The following is a 22457-nucleotide window of genomic DNA, read 5'->3' on the forward strand; positions in this document are numbered from 1 at the left end:
CGTCGCCGATGCCGGCGACGGTCCGCGCCGCCGAGGCGACGACCTCGTCCATGTGCCTCCCGCCCGCGTCGCGCGGCGGCCCGCCGGTGCGCCCGCCGCCGGGGGCCGGCAGGGTCGGCGTCATCGGCGGGCCGCCGCCTGGTCCGTTGTGCGCAGCGGGCCCGGAGCGGGTCCGGGGCCGCCGCCTTTCCCCTCACCCTGGCAGCGGTCCGCCCCGGCAAGGGGGCCGATTTTCCGCTCAGTGGAAACCCGGGCCTGCCGCGAGCGGCGTCTCCGGCGGGCCGGGCGCGGCGGGCGGCGCGGTGCCGACGGTGGTCTCGCAGGCGGTGCGCGTGCCGTCCGCTGCACCCTGCGTGCGTAATGCCCGCGCATTCCGTCGGACCCGTGTGGGAGGGTTCATCCAGCATCCACGGATCTTGGAGGGGGCACGTGACGGATCCGAGCGAGGGGATGACCGATCCCCGGCTGCAGGCGCAGGGCGAGTTGAGCATGGCGCGGCTCGCGCTCGACGACGGGGAGCTGCGGCACGCGGCCGACCATGTCGCCAGGGCGCTGGTGCACGACCCCGTCCTGCCCGAGACGCACGAGCTGCTGGCGGCGCTCGCCGCGCACCCGCGGGGCGGCGCGGACCTGTTCCCCCTGGAGCAGCCGGTGTTCCTGGGCACGGTCGTGGCGCGGGCGCACGTGCTGGCGTCGCGGGGCGAGCCGCAGCAGGCGCTGTCGCTGCTGGTGTCGGCGCAGTGCCACGAACCGGGGAGCGCCTGGGCGGACGTGCCGTGGATGCGCGACCCCGCCCTGCCCGCCCGGCTGGCGCCCGACGACGTCAGCATGCTGGTCATGCGGCTGGCGAGCAAGCTGGGCGATCCGGTGCCCGAGCAGGAGCGGCCGCCGCTGCGGCCGTTCTGCGACCTGGCCCGCGCCATGTGCGCCGCGTACCCGGGGCACGGCGCGATGCTGTGGACGTCGTCGATCCTGATGCGCCGCGTGGGCGCCACGGGCGAGGCCATCGGGCTGGCGGCGCGCGCGGAGTCGGTGGAGCCGTCGTTCCACGCGGCGATGGCGCTGGGGTACGCCTACCGCGCCGAGCAGCGCTACCAGGAGGCCGAGCAGGCGTGGCTGCGCGCGCTGCGCTTCGACCCGGGCAACCTGGCCCTGTACACCGACATCGGGGAGCTGCTGGCGCTCGCCGGCCGCCCGGCCGAGGGGCTGGCGTGGGTGGAGCGCGCACTGCAGCAGGACCCGCACGACCCCAGCGCCTTCCCCACGGCCTGCGGAATGCGCTTCGACCGCGACGGCGACCTGGCCCATCTGGTGGCGCTGTCGGACTACCTGCGCGAGAACCCCGGCAACGGCCACGCCGACGGCGTGCTCACCCACCATTCGCAGCGGAGGTACTGGCTGGGGCACATCCCGGCGCCGGGCGAGGCGGTCGTCAACGTGCTGCGCCAGGTCCTCGCCGACGACGGCCCGCAGGACGCCCGCGGCATCGCGCTGACCGTCTCGGCCCCGGAGCCGCCCAGCGCCCTGATGGCGTTCGCGGCGTCGGTGGGGGTCTCCGACGGCGTCACCGTCACCGAGGTGCCCGAGCCGGATGCGCGCCGCCCCGTGCCCGAGGTGTTCGCCGACGGGCCGGTGCGCGCGGTGCGCGGCAGCGTGTGGGTGTACGAGGGCACCGCGGCGCGGCCCGCGGTGGCGCCTCCGTCCCCGGCCGCCGTGCAGGCCGTCCAGGGGCTGGCGGGCCACCGGTGGCGGCACCTGCCCGCCGCCTACGACGACGCGGTGCGGCTGTCCGGGCTGGGCCTGGGCGACCTGCTGGGGCTGCTGGTGCATCCGCCGGTGCCGCAGGAGGTCCCCCGCCGGCACCGTCCCGACTGGATCCGCTCGGTGCAGGCGTGGACGTGCCTGGGCATCGCGCACTACCGGGCCGACCAGCCCTGGCACCGGTCCGAGCGCAGGGCCGTGCTGGTGGACCTGGCGTACGGGCCCGAGGACTGGGTGTCGGAGATGGCGCTCGCGGCGATGATCGCCACCGCCTGGGTCGATCCGGGTGTGCGCGCCGACGTCGCCGAGCTGGTCGCCTGGCGTTTCATGGCGGCCGTCCAGGCGAGCCAGAGCCGTCCCGTCACCGTGCTGGAGTCGCTGGCGTTCCTGGTGCGCGCCACCCCGGACATGCATCCGGAGGTGCGCTCGCTCGCCGACGACGTCGTCGCGCCGCCGGACCCCCGCACCACCGCGTAGCCGCCCGCGCGGCGCGCCCGCCGGGCCGCTCTCGCGCCGCCCGTTCCGCGTCCGCGAGCCCCCTTTAACGCGCGGGTCTCGCCTGCCAAGCTGAGGGGCACAGTGCGAAGAGGAGGCGCGGAGGCGAGGCACCATGATCGCGAGACCGGAGGGCGGCCCGCGCGTGGTCGTGGGGGTCGACGACTCCCCCGGGGCCCGGTGCGCCCTGTCGTGGGCCATCGGCGAGGCCCGGCTTCGCGGCCTGCCGCTGCTGATCGTGCACGCCGCGCCGCTGCCGCCGCACGTGTCGGCGGTGGGCCAGCTCGGCCCGGGGGTCACCGAGGCGTTGCGCTCGGCGGGTGCGGAGCTGATCGCACAGCTGCTCGACGAGGTGGCCGACGGCACCCCGTGCGGGGTGGAGATGTCGGCGCTGGCGCTGGTCGGCGAGCCGGGCGCGGCCCTGGTGCGGCTGGCCCGCGAGGACGACATCCTCGTCGTCGGGCACGGCTCCCGGGGCCTGTGGTCGCGGCTGGTGCGGCCGTCGGTGCGGCTGCACTGCGCGCGGCGCAGCAGGGCCACGTTCGTGTGCGTGCGGCCGCCGGCGTTCGACTCGCTGCTCGGCGGCCTTTCCGGGCAGGACGACGGTCCCGAGCGCTCCCGCCTGCGCCGCATGCTCGGCTGGGGCGGCCGGCAGCACACGGCCTGACCGCCCCGCCGCCGGCCTGGGCGCCGCCCCGCCCCCGACCGGTGCGGCGGAGGCGCGGGGCGGGCCCGCAGGCGCGGGGTCAGGCCGGGGGCAGGTCCACCAGGCCGGCCAGCGCCGCCCGGTGCCGGTCGGGCGTGCCGAGGGCGATCGCCGACGACTTGGCGCGCTTGAGGTACAGGTGCGCGGGGTGCTCCCAGGTGAAGCCGATGCCGCCGTGCATCTGCACGCATTCCTCGGCGGCCTTCACCGCGACGGCCGAGCAGTGGGCCTGGGCGATCGCGACGGCGACGTCGGTGTCGGGGTCGCCGGAGGCCAGGCAGGCCGCGGCGTATCGGGCGACCGCGCGGGCCTGCGCGACCGCCGTCCACAGGTCGGCGAGGCGGTGCTTGAGGCCCTGGTAGGAGCCGACCGGGCGGCCGAACTGGTAGCGGGTCTTCAAATACTCGACGGTGGACTCCAGGCACCGGTCGGCCAGGCCGAGCTGCTCGGAGGCCAGCATGGCGGCGCCGGCGGTCAGGGCGGCGCGCACGGCGGCCTCGCCCTCGGCGACGCGGCGGGCGGGCGCCTCGGCCAGCGCGATGTCGCACAGGCGCCGGGTCATGTCCAGCGAGGTCACCGGGGTGCGGCGGGCGTCGGCGGCGTCCACCGCGTACAGGCCGCCGGGCGCGGGGACCAGCAGCACGTCGGCGGCGGCGCCGTCGGCGACGCCGGTGACGGCGCCGGTCAGCGCGCCGTCCTCCACCCGCACGGACGTGCCGAGGGGGCCCTTGGGCGCCGTGCTGAACGGCACCGCCACGACGGCGATCTTCTCTCCGGCGGCCAGCTCGGCGAGCAGGTCCGCGCCCGCGTCGCCGGCGGCCAGCAGCGCCGCGGTGGCCAGGACGGCGCTGGACAGGAACGGCACGGGCGCCACCGCGCGGCCGAGCTCCTCCATCACCACGGCGGTCTCCCGCCAGGAGGCGCCCGCGCCGCCGCGCTCGTCGGGCACCGGCAGCCCGGCGCAGCCCAGCTGGACGGCCACGGCCCGCCACAGGTCCGCGTCGTACGGCTCGTCCTTCTCCAGGCCCGCCAGCACGCCCGTCCAGGGGCACCGGTCGTCGAGCACCCGGCGGACGCCGCCGCGCAGGTCCTCCTCGATCTCGCTGTACAGCAGGTTCGTCACGGGCGTCCCTCCGTCGGCCCCGGGGTGGTCTGGCGCTGTTTCGAGCGGCCCGTCACTTGGGCAGGTCCTTCCACGCCACGTCCTTGTCGACCCTGATCTCGCCGGGCAGGCCGAGCACCCGTTCGGCGATGATGTTGCGCAGGATCTCCGAGGTGCCGCCCTCGATCGAATTGCCCTTGGCGCGCAGGTAGCGGTAGCCGGGCGAGCGGCGGGTGAAGTCGACCTCGGTGGGGCGGCGCATCGTCCAGTCGTCGTAGCGCAGGCCGTCCTCGCCGAGCAGCTCCAGCTCCAGCCCGGAGATCTCCTGGTTGAGCCGGGCGAAGGCGAGCTTGGCGGCCGAGCCCTCGGGGCCGGGGGCGCCGGCGGCCAGCTGCTGGCGCAGCCGCTCGCCGGTCAGCCGGGCGGCCTCGGCCTCCACCCACAGCCGCAGCAGCGCGTCGTGCAGGCCGGGGGTGCGCAGCTCGGGGCGGTCCCGCCACAACCGCGCCACCACGCCGATCATGCCGCCCTCGCGGGGGACGGCGTTGCCGCCGATGGCGACCCGCTCGTTCATCAGCGTGGTGGTGGCCACCCGCCAGCCCTCGCCGACCTCGCCGAGCCGGTGCTCGTCGGGGATGCGCACGTCGGTGAGGAAGACCTCGTTGAACTCGGCCTCGCCGGTGATCTGCCGCAGCGGCCGCACCTCGACGCCGGGCGCGGTCATGTCGCAGATGAAGTAGGTCATGCCGCGGTGCTTGGGCACGTCCGGGTCGGTGCGGGTGACCAGGATCGCCCAGCGCGCCTCGTGCGCCATGGACGTCCACACCTTCTGGCCGTTGACGATCCAGTGGTCGCCGTCGCGCACGGCGCGGGTGCCGAGCGCGGCCAGGTCCGAGCCGGCGCCCGGCTCGCTGAACAGCTGGCACCAGATCTCCTCGCCCGTCCACAGCGGGCGCAGGAAGCGCCTCTTCTGCTCCTCGGTGCCGTAGGCCAGGATCGTGGGCGCGGCCATGCCGAGGCCGATGCCGTTGCGCTCGGGGTCGTTGCGCGGCGCGCCGGCCGCGGCGAACTCGGCGTCCACGACCGGCTGCAGGGCGCGGGGCGCGCCGAGCCCGCCCAGGCCCGGCGGGTAGTGCACCCAGGCCAGCCCGGCGTCGAACCGGGCCCGCAGGAACGCCAGCCGTTCCATGCCGGACGGATCGTGGTCGGTGAGGAAGCTTCGGACCCGTTCGCGCAGGTCGTCGGCGTCCGGCGGTGCTGAGCTCAAGGGGCGGACCTCCCTGGGACGAGCGGCGCCGCGGCCGCGGTACCCGACATACCAACTGGTCGGTACGGTCACCCTAGGAACAGCGCGCCGACCGCGTCAACGGCGCACCGGAATCCCGTTCGGATTCCTCGGGAGCCCGGCGCGCCGTCTCGGCGGGAGCGGCGGCCCCTCCGGTCAGCGGGCCGGGGCCTCGCCCAGCTCAGCGGGCAGCGGGTCGCGGTGCAGCACCGTCAGGCTGGTGACGGCGCGGGTGAGCACCACGTACAGGCGGGCCAGGCCGCGCGGCTCGGCGGCCACGATGCCGGCGGGTTCCACGACGATGACGTGGTCGTACTCCAGGCCCTTGGCGAGGGTCGCCGGGACGACCAGCAGCCGCTCACCGTCGCCGGAGTCGGGGCCGAGCAGCCCGTGCGGCACGCCCGCGCCGGCGAGCGCCTCGGCGTGGGCGGCGGCCGCGGCGTCGGGGACGATCACCCCGACGGAGCCCTCGCGGTCCAGCGCGCGGCGTGCCTCGGCGACGACGGCCTCGGCCAGGTCGGGCACCCGGCGCACCGTCAGCGCGTCCGCCCCCGCGCGCAGGGAGCGGGGCGCGGCCAGGCCGGGTGCGATGTGCGGCAGGAGCCGGGCCGCGTAGTCCAGCACCGCGCCGGGGACGCGGAAGCCCGTCGTCAGCTCCGCCACCCGCCCGTCCTGGCCGAGGTGGCGCAGCACCTCGTCCCACGAGCGCGCCGACCAGGGGGTGGTGCCCTGGGCCAGGTCGCCGAGCACCGTCGCCGAGCCGGTGGCGCAGCGGCGGCCCAGCGCGCGCAGCTGCATCGCCGACAGGTCCTGGGCCTCGTCCACCACGATGTGCCCGAGGGACCGGGTGCGCTCGATCAGGTCGTTCAGCTCGTCCAGCAGGGCCCGGTCGGCCGCGGTCCACTTCGCCGACCGGTGCGAGCGGGGCGGCTTGCGCCACAGCAGCGCGGCCTGCTCGTCCTCGTCGAGCACGCCCCTGGCGGCGGCGCGCAGCAGGTCGGCGTCCGACAGCAGGCGGTGCAGCACCTGCTCGGCGGTGACCTTGGGCCACACCCGGTCGACGAGCCGCTTGACGGGCCGGGACCGGGCCACCTGGTCCTGGACGCGGTCGTCGGGCGCCTCGCCGCGCTGCTCCATCAGCACCAGCACCCGGTGCGCCAGCCGCTGGGCGAACGCGGCGCGGGCGTTGGCATAGCGCATCGTCCCGCGCAGCGACGCGGCGATCTCGCGCACCTCGCGGTCGGCGAGCCGGAACCGGCTGGCGCCGCGGGTGTACAGCAGGCCCTCCTCGGGCTTGCGGACCTGCCGCCACAGGGCCCGGCGCAGCACCTCGGCCATCCGGGCGTCGCCCTTGAGCGCGGCGACGTCGGCGGGCTCCTCGGCGGCGGGCGCGCCGAGCAGGTCGTCCACGGTGACCTGGTCGACGCTGATCTCGCCGAGCGCGGGCAGCACCGCGGAGATGTAGGCCAGGAACGCGCGGTTCGGCCCGACGATCAGCACGCCGGAGCGGGCCAGCCGCTCGCGGTGGGCGAACAGCAGGTAGGCCGCGCGGTGCAGGCCGACGGCCGTCTTGCCGGTGCCGGGGGCGCCCTGCACGCAGACGGTGCCGGCCAGGTCGGCGCGGACGATCTCGTCCTGGTCGGGTTGGATGGTGGCGACGATGTCGCGCATGGGCCCGGTGCGGGGCCGTTCGATCTCCCGGGTGAGCAGGCTCGACGGGCCGAGGGAGCGGCCGTCGAGCGGCTCGTCCTCGTAGGCGGTCAGCTCGCCGCCCTGGAAGCCGAACCGGCGGCGCCGGCGCCAGCCCATGGGGTCGGCGGGCCCGGCGCGGTAGAAGGCCCGGGCGACGGGGGCGCGCCAGTCGAGCACCAGGGGGCGGCCCTCGTCGCCGTCGTGGACGTGGCGCCGTCCGACGTACATGGTGGCGGGCAGGTCGCCGCGGTCCTCGCGCGCGTCCATGCGGCCGAAGAACAGCGGGGTGTCGGGCCGGTCGGCCAGCGCGGCGACCCGCTTCTCCAGCAGCGACTCCAGGAACTGCTGCGACACCCAGTCGGCGGCCACGTCGGCCGACAGGGAGCCGGCGTGCTCGCGCATGCGCCGTAGCGCCGCCCGCGACTCGGCCAGGTGGGCCCGCTCGGCGGCGAGCACCGCGTCGGCGTCGGCGGGCTCCTCCTGCTGGGACGCGGCCTGTTGGGACGCGGCCTGCCGGGGTACGGGGGGCTCGGCCTCGCCGGAGTCCGGCTCCTCGGGCGATTCGCGCGCTACGGCCGTCGGGTCGGTGGGCATGCGTGTACACCTCCGTGTGTGATGGTTTGGTGACGCCCGGACATGATCGCCGTCAGACGAAACCACCTAGCCTAGCCGTGTTCCCGATGATCTGGCGGGACCTCGCGGAGAAGCCCTCCGGATGCAGACGGGCGCAGACGGACGTGCGCCGCGAACGGGAGCGGGGCTCAGCGGCGGCGGGGCCGCCTCGTAGGCGGCGCAGCCGATGAGCTCCAGGGACACCTGCAGGCGCTGCGGGCTGACGTGATCGACTTCGGTCGTCTTGCCCGCCCCCGGGAGCGTCAGTATCGTGACGACTCGTTAGTGATCCACGTCACACCGGAAGGCGGTGGGTCGTGCGGGACGCAGAGCCGGGGCTGCGCGTGTGCGGCGTCACCGTGCGGCGCCGCGGGGTGACCCTCCTCGACGGGGCGGATCTGACGGCGCCGCCCGCGACGGTCACCGGCCTGGTCGGGCCGGACGACCCCGGCGCCGCCGCCCTCGCCGACGTGGTCTGCGGCCTGCTGCGGCCCGCGTGCGGCAGCGTCCGGCTGGACGGCGCCGACCTCACCCGCAGGCTCCCGCTGCCGCGCCCCCGCCGGGGCGTGGCGCGCACCTTCCGCCGCCCCGCGGTCCTGCGCGGGCTCACCGTCCGGGAGAACGTGCTGGTCGCGGTGCGGGCGCACGCGCTGCTGCGGGAGGTGCCCGGGCGCGCCCGCCGCGACCGGCGACGGATCCGGCGGGCCGCGTGGCGCAATGCCGGGCCGTCCGCCGACGCGCTGCTGGAGCGCCTCGGCCTCGCCGCGTACGCGGGGCGCCGCGCCGACCGGGTGCCGCCCGGCGTGGCGCGGCTGGTCGAACTGGCCCGGGCGCTGGCCGCCGATCCGCGGCTGCTGGTGCTGGACGAGCCGTCCGCGGGGCTGTCGGTGCCGCAGATGCGCGCGCTGGAGGTGCTGCTGCGCGAGGTGGCGGCCGAGGGCCCGGCGGTGCTGCTGATCGAGCGGGACCTGGAGCTGGTGCTGGGCGTCTGCGACCAGCTCCACCTGCTGCGCGGCGGCCGGATCGTCGCGTCCGGCTCGCCGTTCGAGGTGCGCGCGACGTGCCGGCCCCGCCCGGCGGCGGTCGGCGGCCCCGCAGCGCCGCCCGCCGCCGTCCGACGTCCGGGCGTGCCGCGATAATGACGGCGAACGGGTGGCCGTGCCGGACCAGGCCGCGCCACGAGCCGACGCCGAAAGCGAGACGCGCATGACGACCGAGCGGCGCCCCGTCCGGGAGGCCCTGCTCGACGCGGCCGCCGAGATCCTCACCCGCGAGGGGTACCGGGGGCTGCGGATGCGGGACGTGGCGGAGGCCGCCGGGGTGAGCCGCCAGACCGTCTACAACGAGTTCGGCGACAAGTGGGGGCTGGCCCAGGCGGTCGTCATGCGCCACCACGACCGTTACCTGGACGGCATCGACCGGGTGCTGTCCGAGCACGCCGACCTGTACTCGGCGGTGGCGGCGGCCGTCGTCTACACCATCGAGACCGCCGCCGACGACCCGATCAACAAGACCGTGCTCACCGGCGCCGACGGGGGCGAGCTGCTGCCGCTGCTGACCACGCAGGCCGAGCCGCTGCTGTTCATCGCCCGCACCCGCCTGATCGACCACGCCACCGCCCAGTGGCCGGATCTGGACCCGGCCGCCCTCGCCGAGGTGGCCGACATCGCCATCCGGCTGACGATGAGCCACGTGATGCTGCCGCACGAGCCGCCCGAGCAGGTCGGCCATCTCATCGCCCGCCTCGTCACCCGCTACCTGGCCCCGACCGGCGGAGCGCGCGGCGACCGGATTTCTTGATCGCCGCCTGTTGCCTTGATCACATCCGCGGCGCAGCATAGGGGCGACCGGTCCCGCCCCCAGACCGCCGAGGAGAACCGCGATGCCCACCAGGTCCTACGCCAGCACCGTGCTCAGCGCGCCCGCCGACGAGGTGTGGGGCTTCCTGCGCGACTTCGGGAACCTGGCCGACTGGATGCCCGGGGTGGCCACCTGCGCGATCGAGGACGGCGGGCCCGCCGACCGGGTCGGCTGCGTGCGGCGGGTGATCGGCCCGGGCGACACGGTGTTCCGCGAGCGGCTGTGCGGCATGGACGACGACGACCGCTCCTACTGGTACGGGATGCTGGAGTCGCCGCTGCCGATCCGCGACTACGTCGGCCGCATCAGGGTCGCGCCGGTCACCGACAGCGGGGGGTCGTTCGTCGAGTGGCAGGGCGAGTTCTCGGTGGACGCGGCCGACGAGGAGGCCATGCGCAAGACCATCGCCACCGCCATCTACCACCCCGCGCTGGAGGCGCTCGGCAAGCGCTTCTCCTGACGCCCTCCCCCGGCCGCCGCGCGGGCCGCCGAGAAGGCGGCGCGCAGCCGGCGCGCCGCGAACCGCAGGGCGTCCGCGGCGGCGTCGAAGTGCTCGGGCGCCAGGAAGAACGAGTGCACCACGCCCTCGTACCGGCGCAGCTCGACCGCAACCCCCGCCTCCGCCAGGCGGCGCGCGTACGCCTCGCTCTCGTCGCGCAGCACGTCGAGCTCGGCGGTGATCACGGTGGCCGGGGCGAGGCCGGACAGGTCGGGCGCGCGCAGCGGGGCCAGCAGCGGGTCGGACGGGTCGGCGCCGCCCCGGTACATCGCCAGGCAGCGGGCCATCGCGGCGGCGTCGAGGCCGTACCCCCGGCCGTAGGCGGCATAGCTCGGGGTGTCCATGGCGGTGTCGGTGACCGGGTAGACCAGCAGCTGGTGCGCCAGGCGCAGGCCGCGGTCGCGGGCGATGAGGGCGACCGCGGCGGCCAGGTTGCCGCCCGCGCTGTCCCCGGCGACCGCCACCGCCGCCGGGTCGGCGCCGAACCGCCCGGGCTCGCGGGCGACGGCGGCGGTGGCCGCCCACGCGTCGCGCACCGCCGCGGGGAACGGGTACTCGGGGGCCAGCCGGTAGCCGACGCTGACCACGGCGCAGCCGGTCTCCGCGGCCAGGTCGCGGCAGGTGTCGTCCACCCCGTCGAGCCCGCCCAGCACCCAGCCGCCGCCGTGCAGGTACACCAGTGCGGGCAGCGGCGGCCCGCCGGGCGGCTCGGGGCGGTACAGCCGCACGGGCACGTCGGTGCCGTCGCCGGGCACGGCGAGGTCGGCGACGTGCGGCAGCTCGCGGCCGCGGCGCGGCCGGGCCGCCAGCGCGGCCTCCGCGGCGCGGCGGCTCTCCGGCAGCGCCGGCTCCTGCCCCTCCAGCGCGGCCAGGGGGGCGAGCATCTCCAGGTAGCGGGCGGTCTGCGGATGCATGGGCATGGCCGGCCTCCGGTCTCGGGCCGCGGCGCGGCCCGGACCCACGAAACGACGGACAAGACAGCGGCGAACGTACCCCGATGATCCGGGCCAGATCATCCAGGCCGAGACCTTCGCACGCGGCGCGGCGGCCGGCCCGGCGCGCGCGTGCGGGTCAGCGGCCCCAGGCCTCGGCGACCAGCGCGTCGAACAGCCGGCGGTCCTCGCCCTCCTCGGGGTGCCACTGCACGCCGAGGCCGAACCGGTGCCCCTGCAGTTCGACGGCCTCCACCACCTGGTCCTCGGCCCAGGCGACCGCGGCCAGGCCCTTGCCGAGCCGGGCGATGGCCTGGTGGTGCCCGGTGACCACCTGGGCGGTCTCGCCGAGGATCTTGCCGATCCGGCTGCTCGGGCTGATCTGCACGGTGTGCCCGCCGTACATGCCGCCGGGCGGGCAGTGCCCGGTGTGCCCGACGGCCTCGGGCAGTTGCTGGACGAGGGCGCCGCCGCGCGCCACGTTCAACGCCTGCATGCCCCGGCCGACGGCCAGGAACGGCAGGTCGGCGTCGATGACGGCGCGCAGCAGGGCCAGCTCGAACCGGTCGCGCTGCGGCTGCGGCGGGCCGGTCTGGTGGTGGCGCAGCATCCCGTACAGCTGCGGGTCGAGGTCGGCTCCCCCGGCGAACACCACCCCGCCCAGACCCTCCACCAGGGCGTCGAGGCCGCGCAGCCCCGCCGTCGGCGGCAGCATGACCGGCACGCCCCCGGCGCGTTCGACCGACCGCAGATAGGTCACGGGCAGCAGGGCGGCCTCCCGCACCCACTCGCTCCAGCGGGCCGGTTCCAGACAGGTCGTCACGCCGATGAGCGGCGGTGCCCCGACGGCGGCCGCGCGGGGCTCGGGAGCCCCTCGGATCGCCTCTCCCATGCCCTCCCCCTCGCTGAGCGCCGGCGCCGGGCCGCACGGCCGCGCACCGGCCCGGCCGATTTCGAAATCTACCCTCCGGGTTGAGATTTATCCACCGTCCGGTAAATCGTGTTGTCATTCGCGGCCCGCCGCCGCGCCGAGCACGACTCCCGCTTTCACCCTGAGTCGACCGGAAAATGAGTGCAAATGATCATCGGGGCGTGCACCTGCACGTACCGAGCAGTATTCTCCTCCCGTCGCAACTTGCGCCGATCACACTTGATGACCATTCCGCAACTCTTCGCGCACCCCGTACGCCTTTTCGGCGATCCGGTTGATTACCAGCGACTTCCGATGCGAGAATCTCACGAACTCGGACGTGCGGGGCGTCCGGCATGCGCCGGCGGCGCGGACGGCCCCGGCGAGAAAAGCCCTGGGGGGCGATCTGGCAAATGTCATCGGTACCCCGAATCGTCAAAGAGAGCTTCACCCGCATCGAGCCCGTGGCGGACACCGCGATCGCCTATTTCTACGGTCGCCTATTCGCCGAGAACCCGCGGCTGCGATCGCTTTTCCCGCCCGCGATGGACGGGCAGCGCGAACGCCTTTTCCAGGCGCTGACCCGCATCGTGTGGAGCCTGGACGCGCCCGACGAGCTGACCGACTACCTGGAACGGCTCGGCCGCGACCACCGCAAGTACGGGGTGCTGCCCGAGCACTACGCGGCCATGGGCACCGCGCTGATCGCCACGCTGCGCCGGTTCTGCGGCGCCGGCTGGACGCCCGAGACCGAGGCGGCCTGGACCGCCGCCTACCGCACCGTCGCCGACATCATGATCGCCGCGGCCGAGCGCGACGCGGCCACCGCTCCGCCCTGGTGGGTCGCCGAGGTCGTCGACCACCACCGCCCCGCCCCGGACCTGGCGGTGGTGACCCTGCGCCCCGACCGGCGGCTGGACTTCACCGCCGGCCAGTACGTGCCGGTGCAGACCGCCCGCTGGCCGCGCGTGTGGCGCAGGTACTCGATCGCCAACGCCCCGCGCCCCGACGGCACCCTGTCGCTGCACGTGCGGGCCGTGCCGGGCGGCTGGGTCAGCGGCGCGCTCGTCCGGCACACACGCGTCGGCGACACCGTGCTGCTCGGCCCCGCCGCCGGCTCGCTGACGCTCGACCCCGGCTGCGGCCGCGACCTGCTGCTGGTCGCGGGCGGCACCGGCCTGGCGCCGCTGCGGGCCCTGGTCGAACAGGAACTCGCCCGCGGCGGGGAGCGCGGCGTCCACCTGGTGGTCGGCGCGCGCACCCCGCTCGACCTGTACGACCTGCCCGAGCTGCGCCTGCTGGAGTCCGGCCATCCGCGGCTGCGGGTGGTACCGGTGCTGTGCGACGCCCCGCCCCATGACGGGCTGCGCGGGCCCGTCGCCGACGCGCTGGGGCAGATCCGCGAACGCTGGGACGACCACGAGGTCTACGTGGCCGGCCCGCCGGGCATGATCAGGGCCACGGTGGGCGCGCTGCAGAACCTCGGCGTGCCGCTCGACCGCATCCACCACGACCTGCTGGAGGCGGGACGGGACGACGCCCGGGCCTCCTCCTGACCCGGGCGCTCCCGCCGCCGTCCCGCACCGCACCGGCGAGAGGGCGGCGGGCGCCGCCCGGTCACCACCCGGCGCGCTCCCGCAGGAAGGCGCCGGTCGCCTCGTCGGCCGGGTAGAACGACTCGATGGCCAGCTCCGCCACCGTGATGTCCACCGGAGTGCCGAATGTGGCGATCGTGGTGAAGAACGACAGCCGCCGCCCGTCGTCCAGCCGCAGCCGCAGCGGGACGAACACCTCGTGGCCCGCGGGCGGCGGCGCGGGCTCGGCGGCGGCCTCGGCGCCGGGGTAGTCGCGCAGCTCCCGGTACAGGTCGGCCAGCGCCGGGTCGGCGGTGAGCGCCACATGCCGCCGCACCCGGTCGATCATGTGCGCCCGCCACTCCCCCAGGTTGACGATGTTCCTGGCGAGCCCGTCGGGATGCATGCTCAGCCTGAGCACGTTGAGGGGCGGCTCCAGCAGCTCCGCCGGCGCATCCTCCATGAAGAACGCCGCCGCCCCGTTGGCGTCGATCAGGTTCCAGAACCGGTCGACCACCACCGCCGGGTACGGCTCGTGGCCCGCCAGGACCTGCCGCAGGGCCGCCCGCACCGCGTCCATGCGCGGCTCCTCGATCGGGGTCTCGGTGTAGACCGGGGCGTACCCGGCCGCCACCAGCAGCAGGTTGCGGTCGCGCAGCGGCACCTGCAGGTGCTCGGCCAGCCGCAGCACCATCTCCCGGCTCGGCTTCGACCGCCCGGTCTCCACGAAGCTCAGGTGCCGGGTCGACACGTCCGCCCGGGCGGACAGTTCCAGCTGGCTGAGCCGCCGCCGCTGCCGCCAGGCCCTCAGCTGCTCCCCCACCGGCCGCACGTCACCCAGGGACTCGCCCAAAGACCTCGTCTTCGTCGTCACGCCCCGACGCTACCGACAGGCAGGTCATGCGGACGATTACGTCCCAGGTAACCGGAACCCCCGGCAAGTGGGCGGGCGCGCCGGTTACCCCGGAGGTAATCGACGGGCCTCCCACGCCCCGAGCAGGCTGCCGGGGGAACCCGCCGACCGGAAAGGACGCCCATGACCACCGACGACCTGCTCGACGCCATGCCGTTCGCGCGCACCCTGGGCATCGGGATCGACGCCGCCGCGCCGGAGGAGGTCGCGGGGCGTCTGGCCTGGGCGCCGGAGCGCTGCACCGCGGGCGGCGTCATGCACGGCGGCGCCCTGATGGCCCTGGCCGACTCCGTGGGCGCGGTCTGCGCGTTCCTCAACCTGCCGCCGGGCGCCTCGACGACGACCCTGGAGTCCAAGACCAACTTCTTCCGCGCCGTGCGCGGCGGCGAGGTCCGCGCGGTGGCGCGGCCCCTGCACGCCGGACGCACCTCGATCGTCGTGCAGACCGACCTGCACGACGCCGAGGGCCGCCGGGTCGCCCAGGTCACCCAGACCCAGGCCGTCCTGTCCCGCTGACCGCGTGCGCCGCTCCACGCCGGCGCGGCGGGCCGCCCGGGCGCGGCGCGACGCGCCCGGAACGACCGGCGCGCGCCCATCCCGGCGTGATGGGCGCGCGTCGCGGACCGGCGGCGGGGGGCGTCACCTGGAACGAGCGGGAACGCGCATCTCGCTGACGGGGTGCGGGCCCGCCGGCTCGTGGCGGTACTCATCGCCGAACAGCTCGCGGTGCTCGGCGATGACGCGCTCGCTGGGCGGCTCCTCGCCGCCGTGGATCTGCTCCTGCATGCGCTGGAAGCGCTCGTGGGCCTCGCGCACGTACCCGGCGCCCAGCGTGGTCAGGTCGATCTGGGTGGCCAGCAGGTCGCGCAGGTACTCCTTGTTGGGCTCGAAGGTCACCGGCGCGGGCAGCTCGGGCGCCAGGATGCTCTCCGGCTCGCGCCCGTCGTGCCGGCGCATCATGTCGCAGGCGATGCGCAGGTGCTCCAGCTCCATGTTCAGGTGCAGTTCCCAGATGGCCTTGACCTTGGGGTCGGTCTCGGTCTCCATCATCGAGTGGTACATGTAGCACTCGTTGTACTCGTGGTTGACCAGCCGCTCCCACCAGGTCTCGCCCGGGTCCGTCAGCGACTCGTAGTGGGTGACGTGCTCCTCCTCGATGAGCCCGATCTCCTGGTAGAGCTGGCGGGCGATCGGCTCCATGTACTGCGGACCGACGTTCATGTAGAAGTTCATCGTCTGCTGCTCGGACGCGGTGATCGTCAGCGCGTGCAGCTTGGAGATCGGCTCGGCCCGGTTCCGGTCGTAGGGGTCGCGGACGTTGTCGGCGGGGTCGCGGTGCTCGATCTTGGTGGGCCGGCCGGGCATGACCTCGGTCAGGTCGTCGACGATCTTCTCGGCCTGGCGGTGCTCGATCATCTCGTAGAGGTTGGCGTACCGGTAGAGGTGGTCGAAGTCCTCCAGCACGCCGAACTCGTACGCCTGCTTCAGGTAGGGGTCGGGCTCCATCCGCGCCACCCAGGCGGTGAGGTCCACGGCGACCTGCTCGTAGGAGATGGTGGTCTCCAGCGCGCTGGCCTGGCCCGGCAGCAGCCAGTTGACGGTCTTCTGCTGCTGCTGCTCGATGTAGCGGACCTGGGCGAGCTGCCGCCTGATCTCGGGGTCGGGGCAGACCCGGGAGAAGTGGTGGCTGAAGAAGACCGCCTCCACCTCGATGCCGTTCATCGTGATGATGCGGCACTTGGTGTACGGGTCGGCGCGGTCGGGGGCGACCGGCACGACGTTCATCTCCCGCCAGTTCCGCACCTGCCTGTCCAGCGGGATGCCCCGGTGTTCCAACGGATTGAAGGACATAACCTCCCCTTTCTGCCGAGATCGCCGCGGTGTGGAGATCGCGCCCATGGCGCCGTACCCACCGAGACGGGCCCTTCACTGGCGGCCGTCCTCAACTTTCGGCAATGTCCCGCTTAGCCGGGTGACCTCCGGGTACGGCGACGCCCGCACGGCCGACGGACACGAGACAGACGCGAGGAGCGACACATGGGCACTTCGACCACCCAGGCCCCGGCCCGCGACGTGATCGACCTGCTGTGCGCGCAGCACGGCCAGATCCGCGACCTGTTCGCGCAGGTCGCCGACAGCACCGGCACCGAACGCCGGGACGCCTTCCGCAAGCTGGTGCGGCTGCTGGCGGTGCACGAGACCGCCGAGGAGGAGATCGTGCACCCGCTGGCCCGGCAGAAGCTGGACGGCGGCGACGGCATCGTCGACGACCGCCTGGGCGAGGAGCGCTCGGCCAAGGAGCTGCTCGCCGAGCTCGACGGCATGGACACCGACGACCCGCAGTTCCTGCCCAAGCTCGACCGGCTGCGCCTGGAGGTGCTCACCCACGCCCGCGCCGAGGAGCGCTACGAGTTCGAGCGGCTGCGCGGCGCGTTCGGCAAGAAGGAGCTGTCGGCTCTGATGAGGGTCGTGCAGGTCGCCGAGGCGACCGCGCCGACCCGACCGCACCCGGGCGTGGAGTCGGCCACCAAGAACCTGGCGGCCGGGCCGCTGGCGGCGCTGATGGACCGCGTCCGCGATCTGGTGCGCCAGGTGAAGGGCTGATCGGGCGGCCGGGCCGGCGCCTTTACGTTGTAGATCCGTAAATCGGCGGGGCGCCCGGGCGCGCCGAGCGGGAACCGGTCATGACCCGCTGGGTCCTGCACGTCGACCTCGACCAGTTCATCGCCGCCGTGGAGGTGCTGCGCCGGCCGCAGCTGCGCGGGCGTCCGGTCGTGGTCGGCGGCGACGGCGATCCGACCAAGCGCGGCGTGGTCGCGACGGCGTCGTACGAGGCCCGCGCGCACGGCGTCCACTCCGGCCTGCCGCTGCGCACGGCGGCTCGGCGCTGCCCGGAGGCGGTGTTCCTGCCCGTCGACGCCGATGCCTACCGGGCCGTCTCGTCCCGGGTCATGGCGACGCTGCGCGGGTTCGACGCCGTGGTGGAGGTGCTCGGCTGGGACGAGGCGTTCCTGGCCGTCGAAGGCGACGACCCGGAGGCGACGGCCCGCGAGATCCGGGCGCGGATCCGCGCGGCGACCGGCCTCGAGTGCACCGTGGGCATCGGGCACAACAAGCTGCAGGCGAAGCTGGCGACCGGCCTGGGCAAGCCGGCCGGCGTGTTCCGGCTCACCCACCGCAACTGGTTCGAGGTGCTCGGCGGCCGGCCGACCGACGCGCTGTGGGGCATCGGGGCCAAGACCGCCAAACGGCTGAGGGCGATGGGCATCGCCACCGTCGGCGAACTGGCGGCGGCCGATCCGCGGGCCCTCGCCGAGCGCTTCGGCCCCGCGATCGGGCCGTGGCTGGTGCGGCTCGCCCAGGGGCGGGACCACTCCCCCGTGGACGGCGCACCGCACGTCCCGCGCTCCCGCGGCAGGGAGACCACCTACCAGCGCGACCTGCGCGACTGGCAGGAGGTCCGCCGCGAAGTGGCGAACCTGGCGCGGCAGGTCGCGGACGAGGCCGCGGCCGAGCGGCGGCCCGCCGCACGCGTCGTCGTCAAGGTCCGCTACGCGCCGTTCATCACGCGGACCCACGGCCGGACGCTGGAGGCGCCGACGGCCGAGGCGGCCCGGATCGAGGAGGCCGCGCTCGCCGCCCTCGACCGGTTCACCGAACGGCGGCCGGTGCGCCTGCTGGGCGTCCGCGCCGAGTTCGCCCGCTGACCGCCGCCCCGCCGGAGCGCCGCGTGCCGGAGCGCCGCGTGCCGGAGCGCCGCGTGCCGGAGCGCCGCGTGCCGGGGCCGCGGCGGGCGGTCAGACCTTGCGCCACCTAGGGATCCAGGCGCCGTCCTCGACCTCGTAGTCGCCGAACAGCGCGGGGGCCTCGCGGCGCATCACCTCGCCGATGCGGTTGAACAGCAGGCGGATCTCCTCCTCGGCACCGGGGGCGGTGCGGTTCTCGATCGTGTGCCGCAGGGTGCGGATGTTGGCCGTCCACACCAGTCCGGTGGCCACGCCCTCGGGGGCGAAGCGGCGCATGAACGAGGTCTTGTGCTTCTTCTCCGCGAACGGCACGCCCTCGTCGTCGAGGCGGAAGTGCCGGGCCATCCAGCCCTGGAACTCCTCCATCTGCTCCAGCAGCGCGGTGGCGCGCTTCATCAGCTCGGCGTCCCGGCGGGCCCACTCGGGGAACCAGAACGGGATGTCCTGCAGCCGCACGAAGCGCAGCGACTCCTGGGAGATGGCGACGCCCGGCCGGTGCCGGACGAGCTCGTGCGTCAGCACCCGGCTGACGTTGTGCAGGACGAAGCTGAAGCTGACGTGCTCCAGCACCGAGCCGTGCATGCTGCGCAGGATGTTCTCCAGGTAGGCGTGCTGGTCGGTGCGGATGCGGGTGACGTTGGGGTTCAGGCCCGGCTCCCAGGAGCGGTAGCACAGCCGGCCGGCGAACTCGGCGAGGTTCTGCGGGTCGTTCAGCTCGGCGTCGAGGTCGCCGCGGTCGAGCCGCTCCAGCCAGCTCTGTCCGCCGACGTCGCGCAGATAGCGCGCCACCTCGTCGTAGTCCAGCTCGGGCCGCGCGACGAGGTACACCTCGGGCTCGACGCTCTTCACGTGCACTTCCCCCTACCGGTCGTATCCTGCGCACCTAGCAAACCAGCTCCGCCCGGCGGTCCGCGAACCGACGCGGGTGTCACGGGCGAATCGAGGTGACACTCCTGTCGGGGATGCAGCAGACTGGGACGGTCCGCAGGTCTGGGGGAGGAACGGGATGCAGTCGGAGCCGACGGTGCGGGGGCCCCATCGCGAGCGGCCCATCTCCTTCCTGGGCCCGCACGACACGGGCGGGTGGCGGCCGAAGGTGTACGGGCTGCGGCACGTGCTCGCCCGGCCGGACGGCCCCGACGTCGGCGCCCATCGTGCCGACCGCTTCGAGGGAAGGGTGTGATGGCGGCCGAGCTGAAGGTGCTGGGGGCCTGCCCGCTGGACTGCCCGGACGGCTGCTCGTGGGTGGTCACGGTGCGCGGCGGCAAGGCGGTCGGGCTGCGCGGCAACCCGGACCACCCCTACACCCGGGGCGCGCTGTGCACCAAGGTCAACCGGTGGCTGGAGCGGGCGGGCGACCCCGAGCGCATCCGGTACCCGCTGCGGCGGACGGGCCGCAAGGGCGAGGGCCGGTTCGCGCGGATCTCCTGGGACGAGGCGCTCGACGAGATCGCCGCGCGGCTCGACCGCATCGTCCGCGACCACGGCGGCGAGGCGGTCTGGCCGTACTGGGGCACCGGCACGCTCGGCTACGTCCAGGGCCTGGAAGGGGCGGCGGGGCGGCGGTTCTTCAACGTGCTGGGCGCCTCGGCCCACGACGCCAACATCTGCTCGGCGGCGGGCGCCGCCGGGCTGGAGTGCACGATCGGCTCGCCGGGCGGCATGGACCCCGAGGACCTCGCGCACGCGCGGCTGATCCTGCTGTGGGGCACGAACCCGCTGACCAGCGGCCACCACGTATGGAAGTTCGTCCAGGCGGCGCGGCGCGAAGGCGCGCACGTGGTCGCGATCGACCCGGTCGCGACCCGCACGGCGCGGCAGGCCGACGAGCATCTGGCGCCGCTGCCGGGCACCGACGCGGCGCTGGCGCTGGGGCTGCTCAACGTGGTCGTCGGCCTCGGCGCCCAGGACGAGGAGTACATCGAGCGGCACACGCTGGGCTGGGCGGAGTTCCGGGAGCGGATCCTGCGGTTCCCGCCGGAGCGGGCGGCGCGGATCACCGGGGTGCCGAAGGACGCGATCGTCGCGCTGGGCGAGCGGATCGCGCGGACGCGTCCCACCGCGATCCGCGCCACGCAGGGGCTGCAGCGGCACGGCGGCGGCGCGGAGGCGCTGCGGACGCTGGCCTGCATCCCGGGCGTGACGGGCGACTGGGCGCGGCCGGGCGGCGGGCTGACGTTCTCCACCTCCGGCCACATCAGGCTGAACCGCGCCGCGCTGTACCGGGACGACCTGCGGCCCGGCCCGGTGCGGACGCTGCCGATGAGCAGGATCGGCGAGGGGCTGCTGGAGGTGGACGACCCGCCGGTGAAGGCGCTGTTCGTCATCGCCGCCAACCCGGCGGCCAGCGCCCCGCACCAGAACAAGGTGCGCCGCGGACTGGCCCGGGAGGACCTGTTCACGGTCGTGCTGGAGCAGTTCCCGACCGACACGACCGACTACGCCGACATCGTCCTGCCGGCCACGATGCAGCACGAGCACGCGGACCTGCACGAGGGCTACGGCCACCTGTACTTGGCCTGGAACGAGCCCGCCGTGGCGCCGCCGGGCGAATGCCTGCCGACCACCGAGACCTTCCGGCGGCTGGCGCGGCGGATGGGGCTGACCGAGCCGAGCCTGTACGACTGCGACGAGGCGCTGGCCGAGCAGGCCCTGTCGTCCGGCGATCCCTGGCTGACGGGCGTCACCCTGGACCGGCTCCGCAAGGAGGGCTTCGTCCGCCTGGCCGTGCCGAAGCCGTTCCTGCCGTACGCGGAGCGGTTCCCGACGCCCTCGGGGCGGCTGGAGTTCCGGTCTCAGCGGGCCGAGGCGCTCGGGCTCGACCCCGTGGCCGGGTACACCCCGCCCGGCGAGGTGGCCGACGCCGAGCGCGCGCGGCGTTTCCCGCTGGCGCTGGTGTCGGCGGCCTCGCACCACTCCCTCAACACCGTGTTCGGTGAGAACGCCGAGCTGCGGCGGCGGTCGGGCGGGCCGACCGTGCGGCTGCACCCCGACGACGCGGCGGCGCGCGGGCTGGCCTCGGGGCAGCGGGTGCGGGTGGCCAACGAGCGGGGGGCGTTCGAGGCGGTGCTCCAGGTCACCGACGAGGTCCGCCCGGGGGTTGCGGCGACGAGCAAGGGGCACTGGCCCAAGCTGTCGGGCGGGGCGAACGCCAACGCGGTGGTGGACGAGCGCGACACCGACCTCGGCGGCGGCCCGGTGTTCCACGACACCCGCGTGGAAGTGTCGGCGGTGTGACACCCGCGCGCGTGATCGGGGCCCGTACGGCCGGGGTGTGGGAGAACGGGTGCGGCAGGATGGAGGCATGCGCGCGTCCCGTCTGATCTCGCTGGTGCTGCTGCTGCAGGCGCGGGAGTCGATGACGGCCGCCGAACTGGCCCGCGAGCTGGAGGTGTCCGAGCGCACCGTCTACCGCGACATGGAGGCGCTGTCGGCGGCCGGGGTGCCGGTGTACGCCGAGCAGGGCAGGAACGGCGGCTACCGGCTGGTCGGCGGGTACCGGACGCGGCTGACCGGGCTGAGCCGGGAGGAGGCCGAGGCGCTGTTTATGGCCGGGCTGCCCGGCCCGGCCGGCGACATGGGCCTGGCCGACGCGGTCGCCGCCGCCCAGCTGAAGGTGCTGGCCGCGCTGCCGGCCGCGCTGCGCGATGCGCCGCTGCACGCGGGCCGGCGCTTCCACCTGGACGCCCCCGGCTGGTTCGGCGCCGCCGGGCCGCCGCCGCTGCTGCGCGACCTGGCGCGGGCGGTGTGGCGGGACGAGGCCGTCGAGCTGCGGTACCGCCGCGGCCGCGAGGTCACCCGGAGGCTGCACCCCTACGGCCTGGTGTTGAAGAACGGCGTGTGGTACCTGGTCGCGCGGGTCGCGGACGGGCCGGGCCCGGGGCCGTACCGGACGTACCGGGTCGACCGCGTCGCGGCGGTGCGGGCCCTCGGCGAGACGTTCCCGCGGGACGCGGGCTTCGACCTGGCCGGCCACTGGGCCGGGCAGGTGAAGGAGTTCCTGCGCTCGATGCTGGGCGGGGAGGCGACGGTGCGGCTGAGCCCGGCGGGGATGCGGCGGCTGCGGCACGCCGTCGAGCCGTACGCCGCGCGCGTGGCCGCCGAGCGGGCCGGGGAGCCCGACGCGCAGGGGTGGGTGACCACCACGCTGCCCGTCGAGTCCCCGGAGGTCGCCGAGACCGAGCTGCTCGCGCTCGGCCCGGAGGTCGAGGTTGTGGACCCGCCGGAGCTGCGCGAGCGCATGGCCCGCAGCGCGGCCCGGCTGGCCGCCCTCTACCGGGGCCGGTGACGCCCCAGGTATCTGCCGCAATTTGCGCGCGCATGCTGGACGGAGGGGGCGAACCCCCTCCGACCGCGGGGATAACGCAGCG

20 protein-coding genes are annotated in these 22457 nt (G+C 75.2%); 12 read left to right on the top strand and 8 right to left on the bottom strand.

The window, feature by feature from the left end; all coding sequences use genetic code 11:
* Nucleotides 1–429 precede the first annotated feature (429 nt).
* Complete coding sequence (locus tag QSK22_RS15040) at nucleotides 430–2238, top strand: tetratricopeptide repeat protein (protein ID WP_285494770.1); 1809 nt, start codon at nucleotides 430–432, stop codon at nucleotides 2236–2238.
* A 133-nt stretch (nucleotides 2239–2371) separates the two neighbouring features.
* Nucleotides 2372–2923: a universal stress protein gene (locus tag QSK22_RS15045; RefSeq protein ID WP_285494771.1), complete on the top strand. Its 552-nt coding sequence runs from the start codon at nucleotides 2372–2374 to the stop codon at nucleotides 2921–2923.
* 79 nt (nucleotides 2924–3002) lie between these two features.
* Here QSK22_RS15045 and QSK22_RS15050 read toward each other — a convergent pair whose 3' ends face one another.
* From QSK22_RS15050 to QSK22_RS15060, 3 genes are all read right to left on the bottom strand, one after another.
* Entirely contained in the window at nucleotides 3003–4085 is a 1083-nt protein-coding gene (locus QSK22_RS15050) for an acyl-CoA dehydrogenase family protein (RefSeq protein WP_285494772.1), read from the bottom strand.
* A gap of 52 nt (nucleotides 4086–4137) precedes the next feature.
* Nucleotides 4138–5331, bottom strand: a complete 1194-nt coding sequence (locus tag QSK22_RS15055) for an acyl-CoA dehydrogenase (protein WP_285494773.1) — start codon at nucleotides 5329–5331, stop codon at nucleotides 4138–4140.
* A 174-nt stretch (nucleotides 5332–5505) separates the two neighbouring features.
* Nucleotides 5506–7635 carry a HelD family protein gene (locus QSK22_RS15060; RefSeq protein ID WP_285494774.1) on the bottom strand — a complete coding sequence of 710 codons (2130 nt, stop codon included), beginning with the start codon at nucleotides 7633–7635 and terminating at the stop codon, nucleotides 5506–5508.
* Nucleotides 7636–7970: 335 nt separating this feature from the next.
* On the opposite strand from QSK22_RS15060, the gene QSK22_RS15065 reads away from it, so the two are divergent.
* From QSK22_RS15065 to QSK22_RS15075, 3 genes are all read left to right on the top strand, one after another.
* A complete protein-coding gene (locus QSK22_RS15065) occupies nucleotides 7971–8792 on the top strand; it encodes an ATP-binding cassette domain-containing protein (RefSeq protein ID WP_285494775.1) in 822 nt (273 codons plus the stop codon).
* Between the two features lie 67 nt (nucleotides 8793–8859).
* A complete protein-coding gene (locus QSK22_RS15070) occupies nucleotides 8860–9453 on the top strand; it encodes a TetR/AcrR family transcriptional regulator (RefSeq protein WP_285494776.1) in 594 nt (197 codons plus the stop codon).
* A gap of 82 nt (nucleotides 9454–9535) precedes the next feature.
* On the top strand, nucleotides 9536–9973 hold the full coding sequence (locus tag QSK22_RS15075; protein WP_285494777.1) for an SRPBCC family protein: 438 nt from the start codon (nucleotides 9536–9538) through the stop codon (nucleotides 9971–9973).
* Here the strand turns inward: QSK22_RS15075 and QSK22_RS15080 are convergent.
* The gene (locus tag QSK22_RS15080; RefSeq protein WP_285494778.1) at nucleotides 9931–10932 is read right to left on the bottom strand and encodes an alpha/beta hydrolase; all 1002 of its coding nucleotides are present in this window, start codon (nucleotides 10930–10932) and stop codon (nucleotides 9931–9933) included. The two genes, QSK22_RS15075 and QSK22_RS15080, sit on opposite strands and share 43 nt — an antisense overlap.
* A 151-nt stretch (nucleotides 10933–11083) precedes the next feature.
* Entirely contained in the window at nucleotides 11084–11836 is a 753-nt protein-coding gene (locus tag QSK22_RS15085) for a gamma-glutamyl-gamma-aminobutyrate hydrolase family protein (RefSeq protein ID WP_285494779.1), read from the bottom strand.
* A 431-nt stretch (nucleotides 11837–12267) separates the two neighbouring features.
* On the opposite strand from QSK22_RS15085, the gene QSK22_RS15090 reads away from it, so the two are divergent.
* Nucleotides 12268–13410 carry a globin domain-containing protein gene (locus tag QSK22_RS15090; protein ID WP_285494780.1) on the top strand — a complete coding sequence of 381 codons (1143 nt, stop codon included), beginning with the start codon at nucleotides 12268–12270 and terminating at the stop codon, nucleotides 13408–13410.
* A 61-nt stretch (nucleotides 13411–13471) separates the two neighbouring features.
* Here the strand turns inward: QSK22_RS15090 and QSK22_RS15095 are convergent, their stop codons facing one another.
* The gene (locus tag QSK22_RS15095; protein ID WP_285494781.1) at nucleotides 13472–14302 is read right to left on the bottom strand and encodes a helix-turn-helix domain-containing protein; all 831 of its coding nucleotides are present in this window, start codon (nucleotides 14300–14302) and stop codon (nucleotides 13472–13474) included.
* Between the two features lie 162 nt (nucleotides 14303–14464).
* Here QSK22_RS15095 and QSK22_RS15100 point away from each other — a divergent pair, with 162 nt between their 5' ends.
* The gene (locus tag QSK22_RS15100) at nucleotides 14465–14857 is read left to right on the top strand and encodes a PaaI family thioesterase (protein ID WP_285494782.1); all 393 of its coding nucleotides are present in this window, start codon (nucleotides 14465–14467) and stop codon (nucleotides 14855–14857) included.
* 123 nt (nucleotides 14858–14980) lie between these two features.
* On the opposite strand, the gene QSK22_RS15105 is transcribed toward QSK22_RS15100, so the two are convergent.
* A complete protein-coding gene (locus QSK22_RS15105) occupies nucleotides 14981–16192 on the bottom strand; it encodes a hypothetical protein (RefSeq protein ID WP_285494783.1) in 1212 nt (403 codons plus the stop codon).
* A gap of 186 nt (nucleotides 16193–16378) precedes the next feature.
* Here QSK22_RS15105 and QSK22_RS15110 point away from each other — a divergent pair, with 186 nt between their 5' ends.
* Nucleotides 16379–16945: a hemerythrin domain-containing protein gene (locus tag QSK22_RS15110; protein WP_285494784.1), complete on the top strand. Its 567-nt coding sequence runs from the start codon at nucleotides 16379–16381 to the stop codon at nucleotides 16943–16945.
* Between the two features lie 80 nt (nucleotides 16946–17025).
* The gene (locus QSK22_RS15115; RefSeq protein ID WP_285494785.1) at nucleotides 17026–18048 is read left to right on the top strand and encodes a DNA polymerase IV; all 1023 of its coding nucleotides are present in this window, start codon (nucleotides 17026–17028) and stop codon (nucleotides 18046–18048) included.
* A 90-nt stretch (nucleotides 18049–18138) separates the two neighbouring features.
* Here the strand turns inward: QSK22_RS15115 and thyX are convergent, their stop codons facing one another.
* Nucleotides 18139–18936: an FAD-dependent thymidylate synthase gene (thyX, locus tag QSK22_RS15120; RefSeq protein ID WP_285494786.1), complete on the bottom strand. Its 798-nt coding sequence runs from the start codon at nucleotides 18934–18936 to the stop codon at nucleotides 18139–18141.
* A gap of 157 nt (nucleotides 18937–19093) precedes the next feature.
* Here thyX and QSK22_RS15125 point away from each other — a divergent pair, with 157 nt between their 5' ends.
* The 3 genes from QSK22_RS15125 (at nucleotide 19094) to QSK22_RS15135 (ending at nucleotide 22375) form a co-directional block, all read left to right on the top strand.
* Nucleotides 19094–19270, top strand: a complete 177-nt coding sequence (locus QSK22_RS15125; protein WP_285494787.1) for a hypothetical protein — start codon at nucleotides 19094–19096, stop codon at nucleotides 19268–19270.
* Nucleotides 19270–21324, top strand: coding sequence for a molybdopterin-containing oxidoreductase family protein (locus QSK22_RS15130; protein WP_285494788.1), 2055 nt, complete (start codon nucleotides 19270–19272; stop codon nucleotides 21322–21324). The genes QSK22_RS15125 and QSK22_RS15130 overlap by 1 nt, the downstream gene beginning before the upstream one ends.
* A 67-nt stretch (nucleotides 21325–21391) precedes the next feature.
* Complete coding sequence (locus QSK22_RS15135) at nucleotides 21392–22375, top strand: helix-turn-helix transcriptional regulator (protein ID WP_285494789.1); 984 nt, start codon at nucleotides 21392–21394, stop codon at nucleotides 22373–22375.
* Nucleotides 22376–22457 lie beyond the last annotated feature (82 nt).

The organism is Actinomadura sp. NBRC 104425, from assembly GCF_030269545.1.
Taxonomy (GTDB): domain Bacteria; phylum Actinomycetota; class Actinomycetes; order Streptosporangiales; family Streptosporangiaceae; genus Spirillospora; species Spirillospora keratinilytica.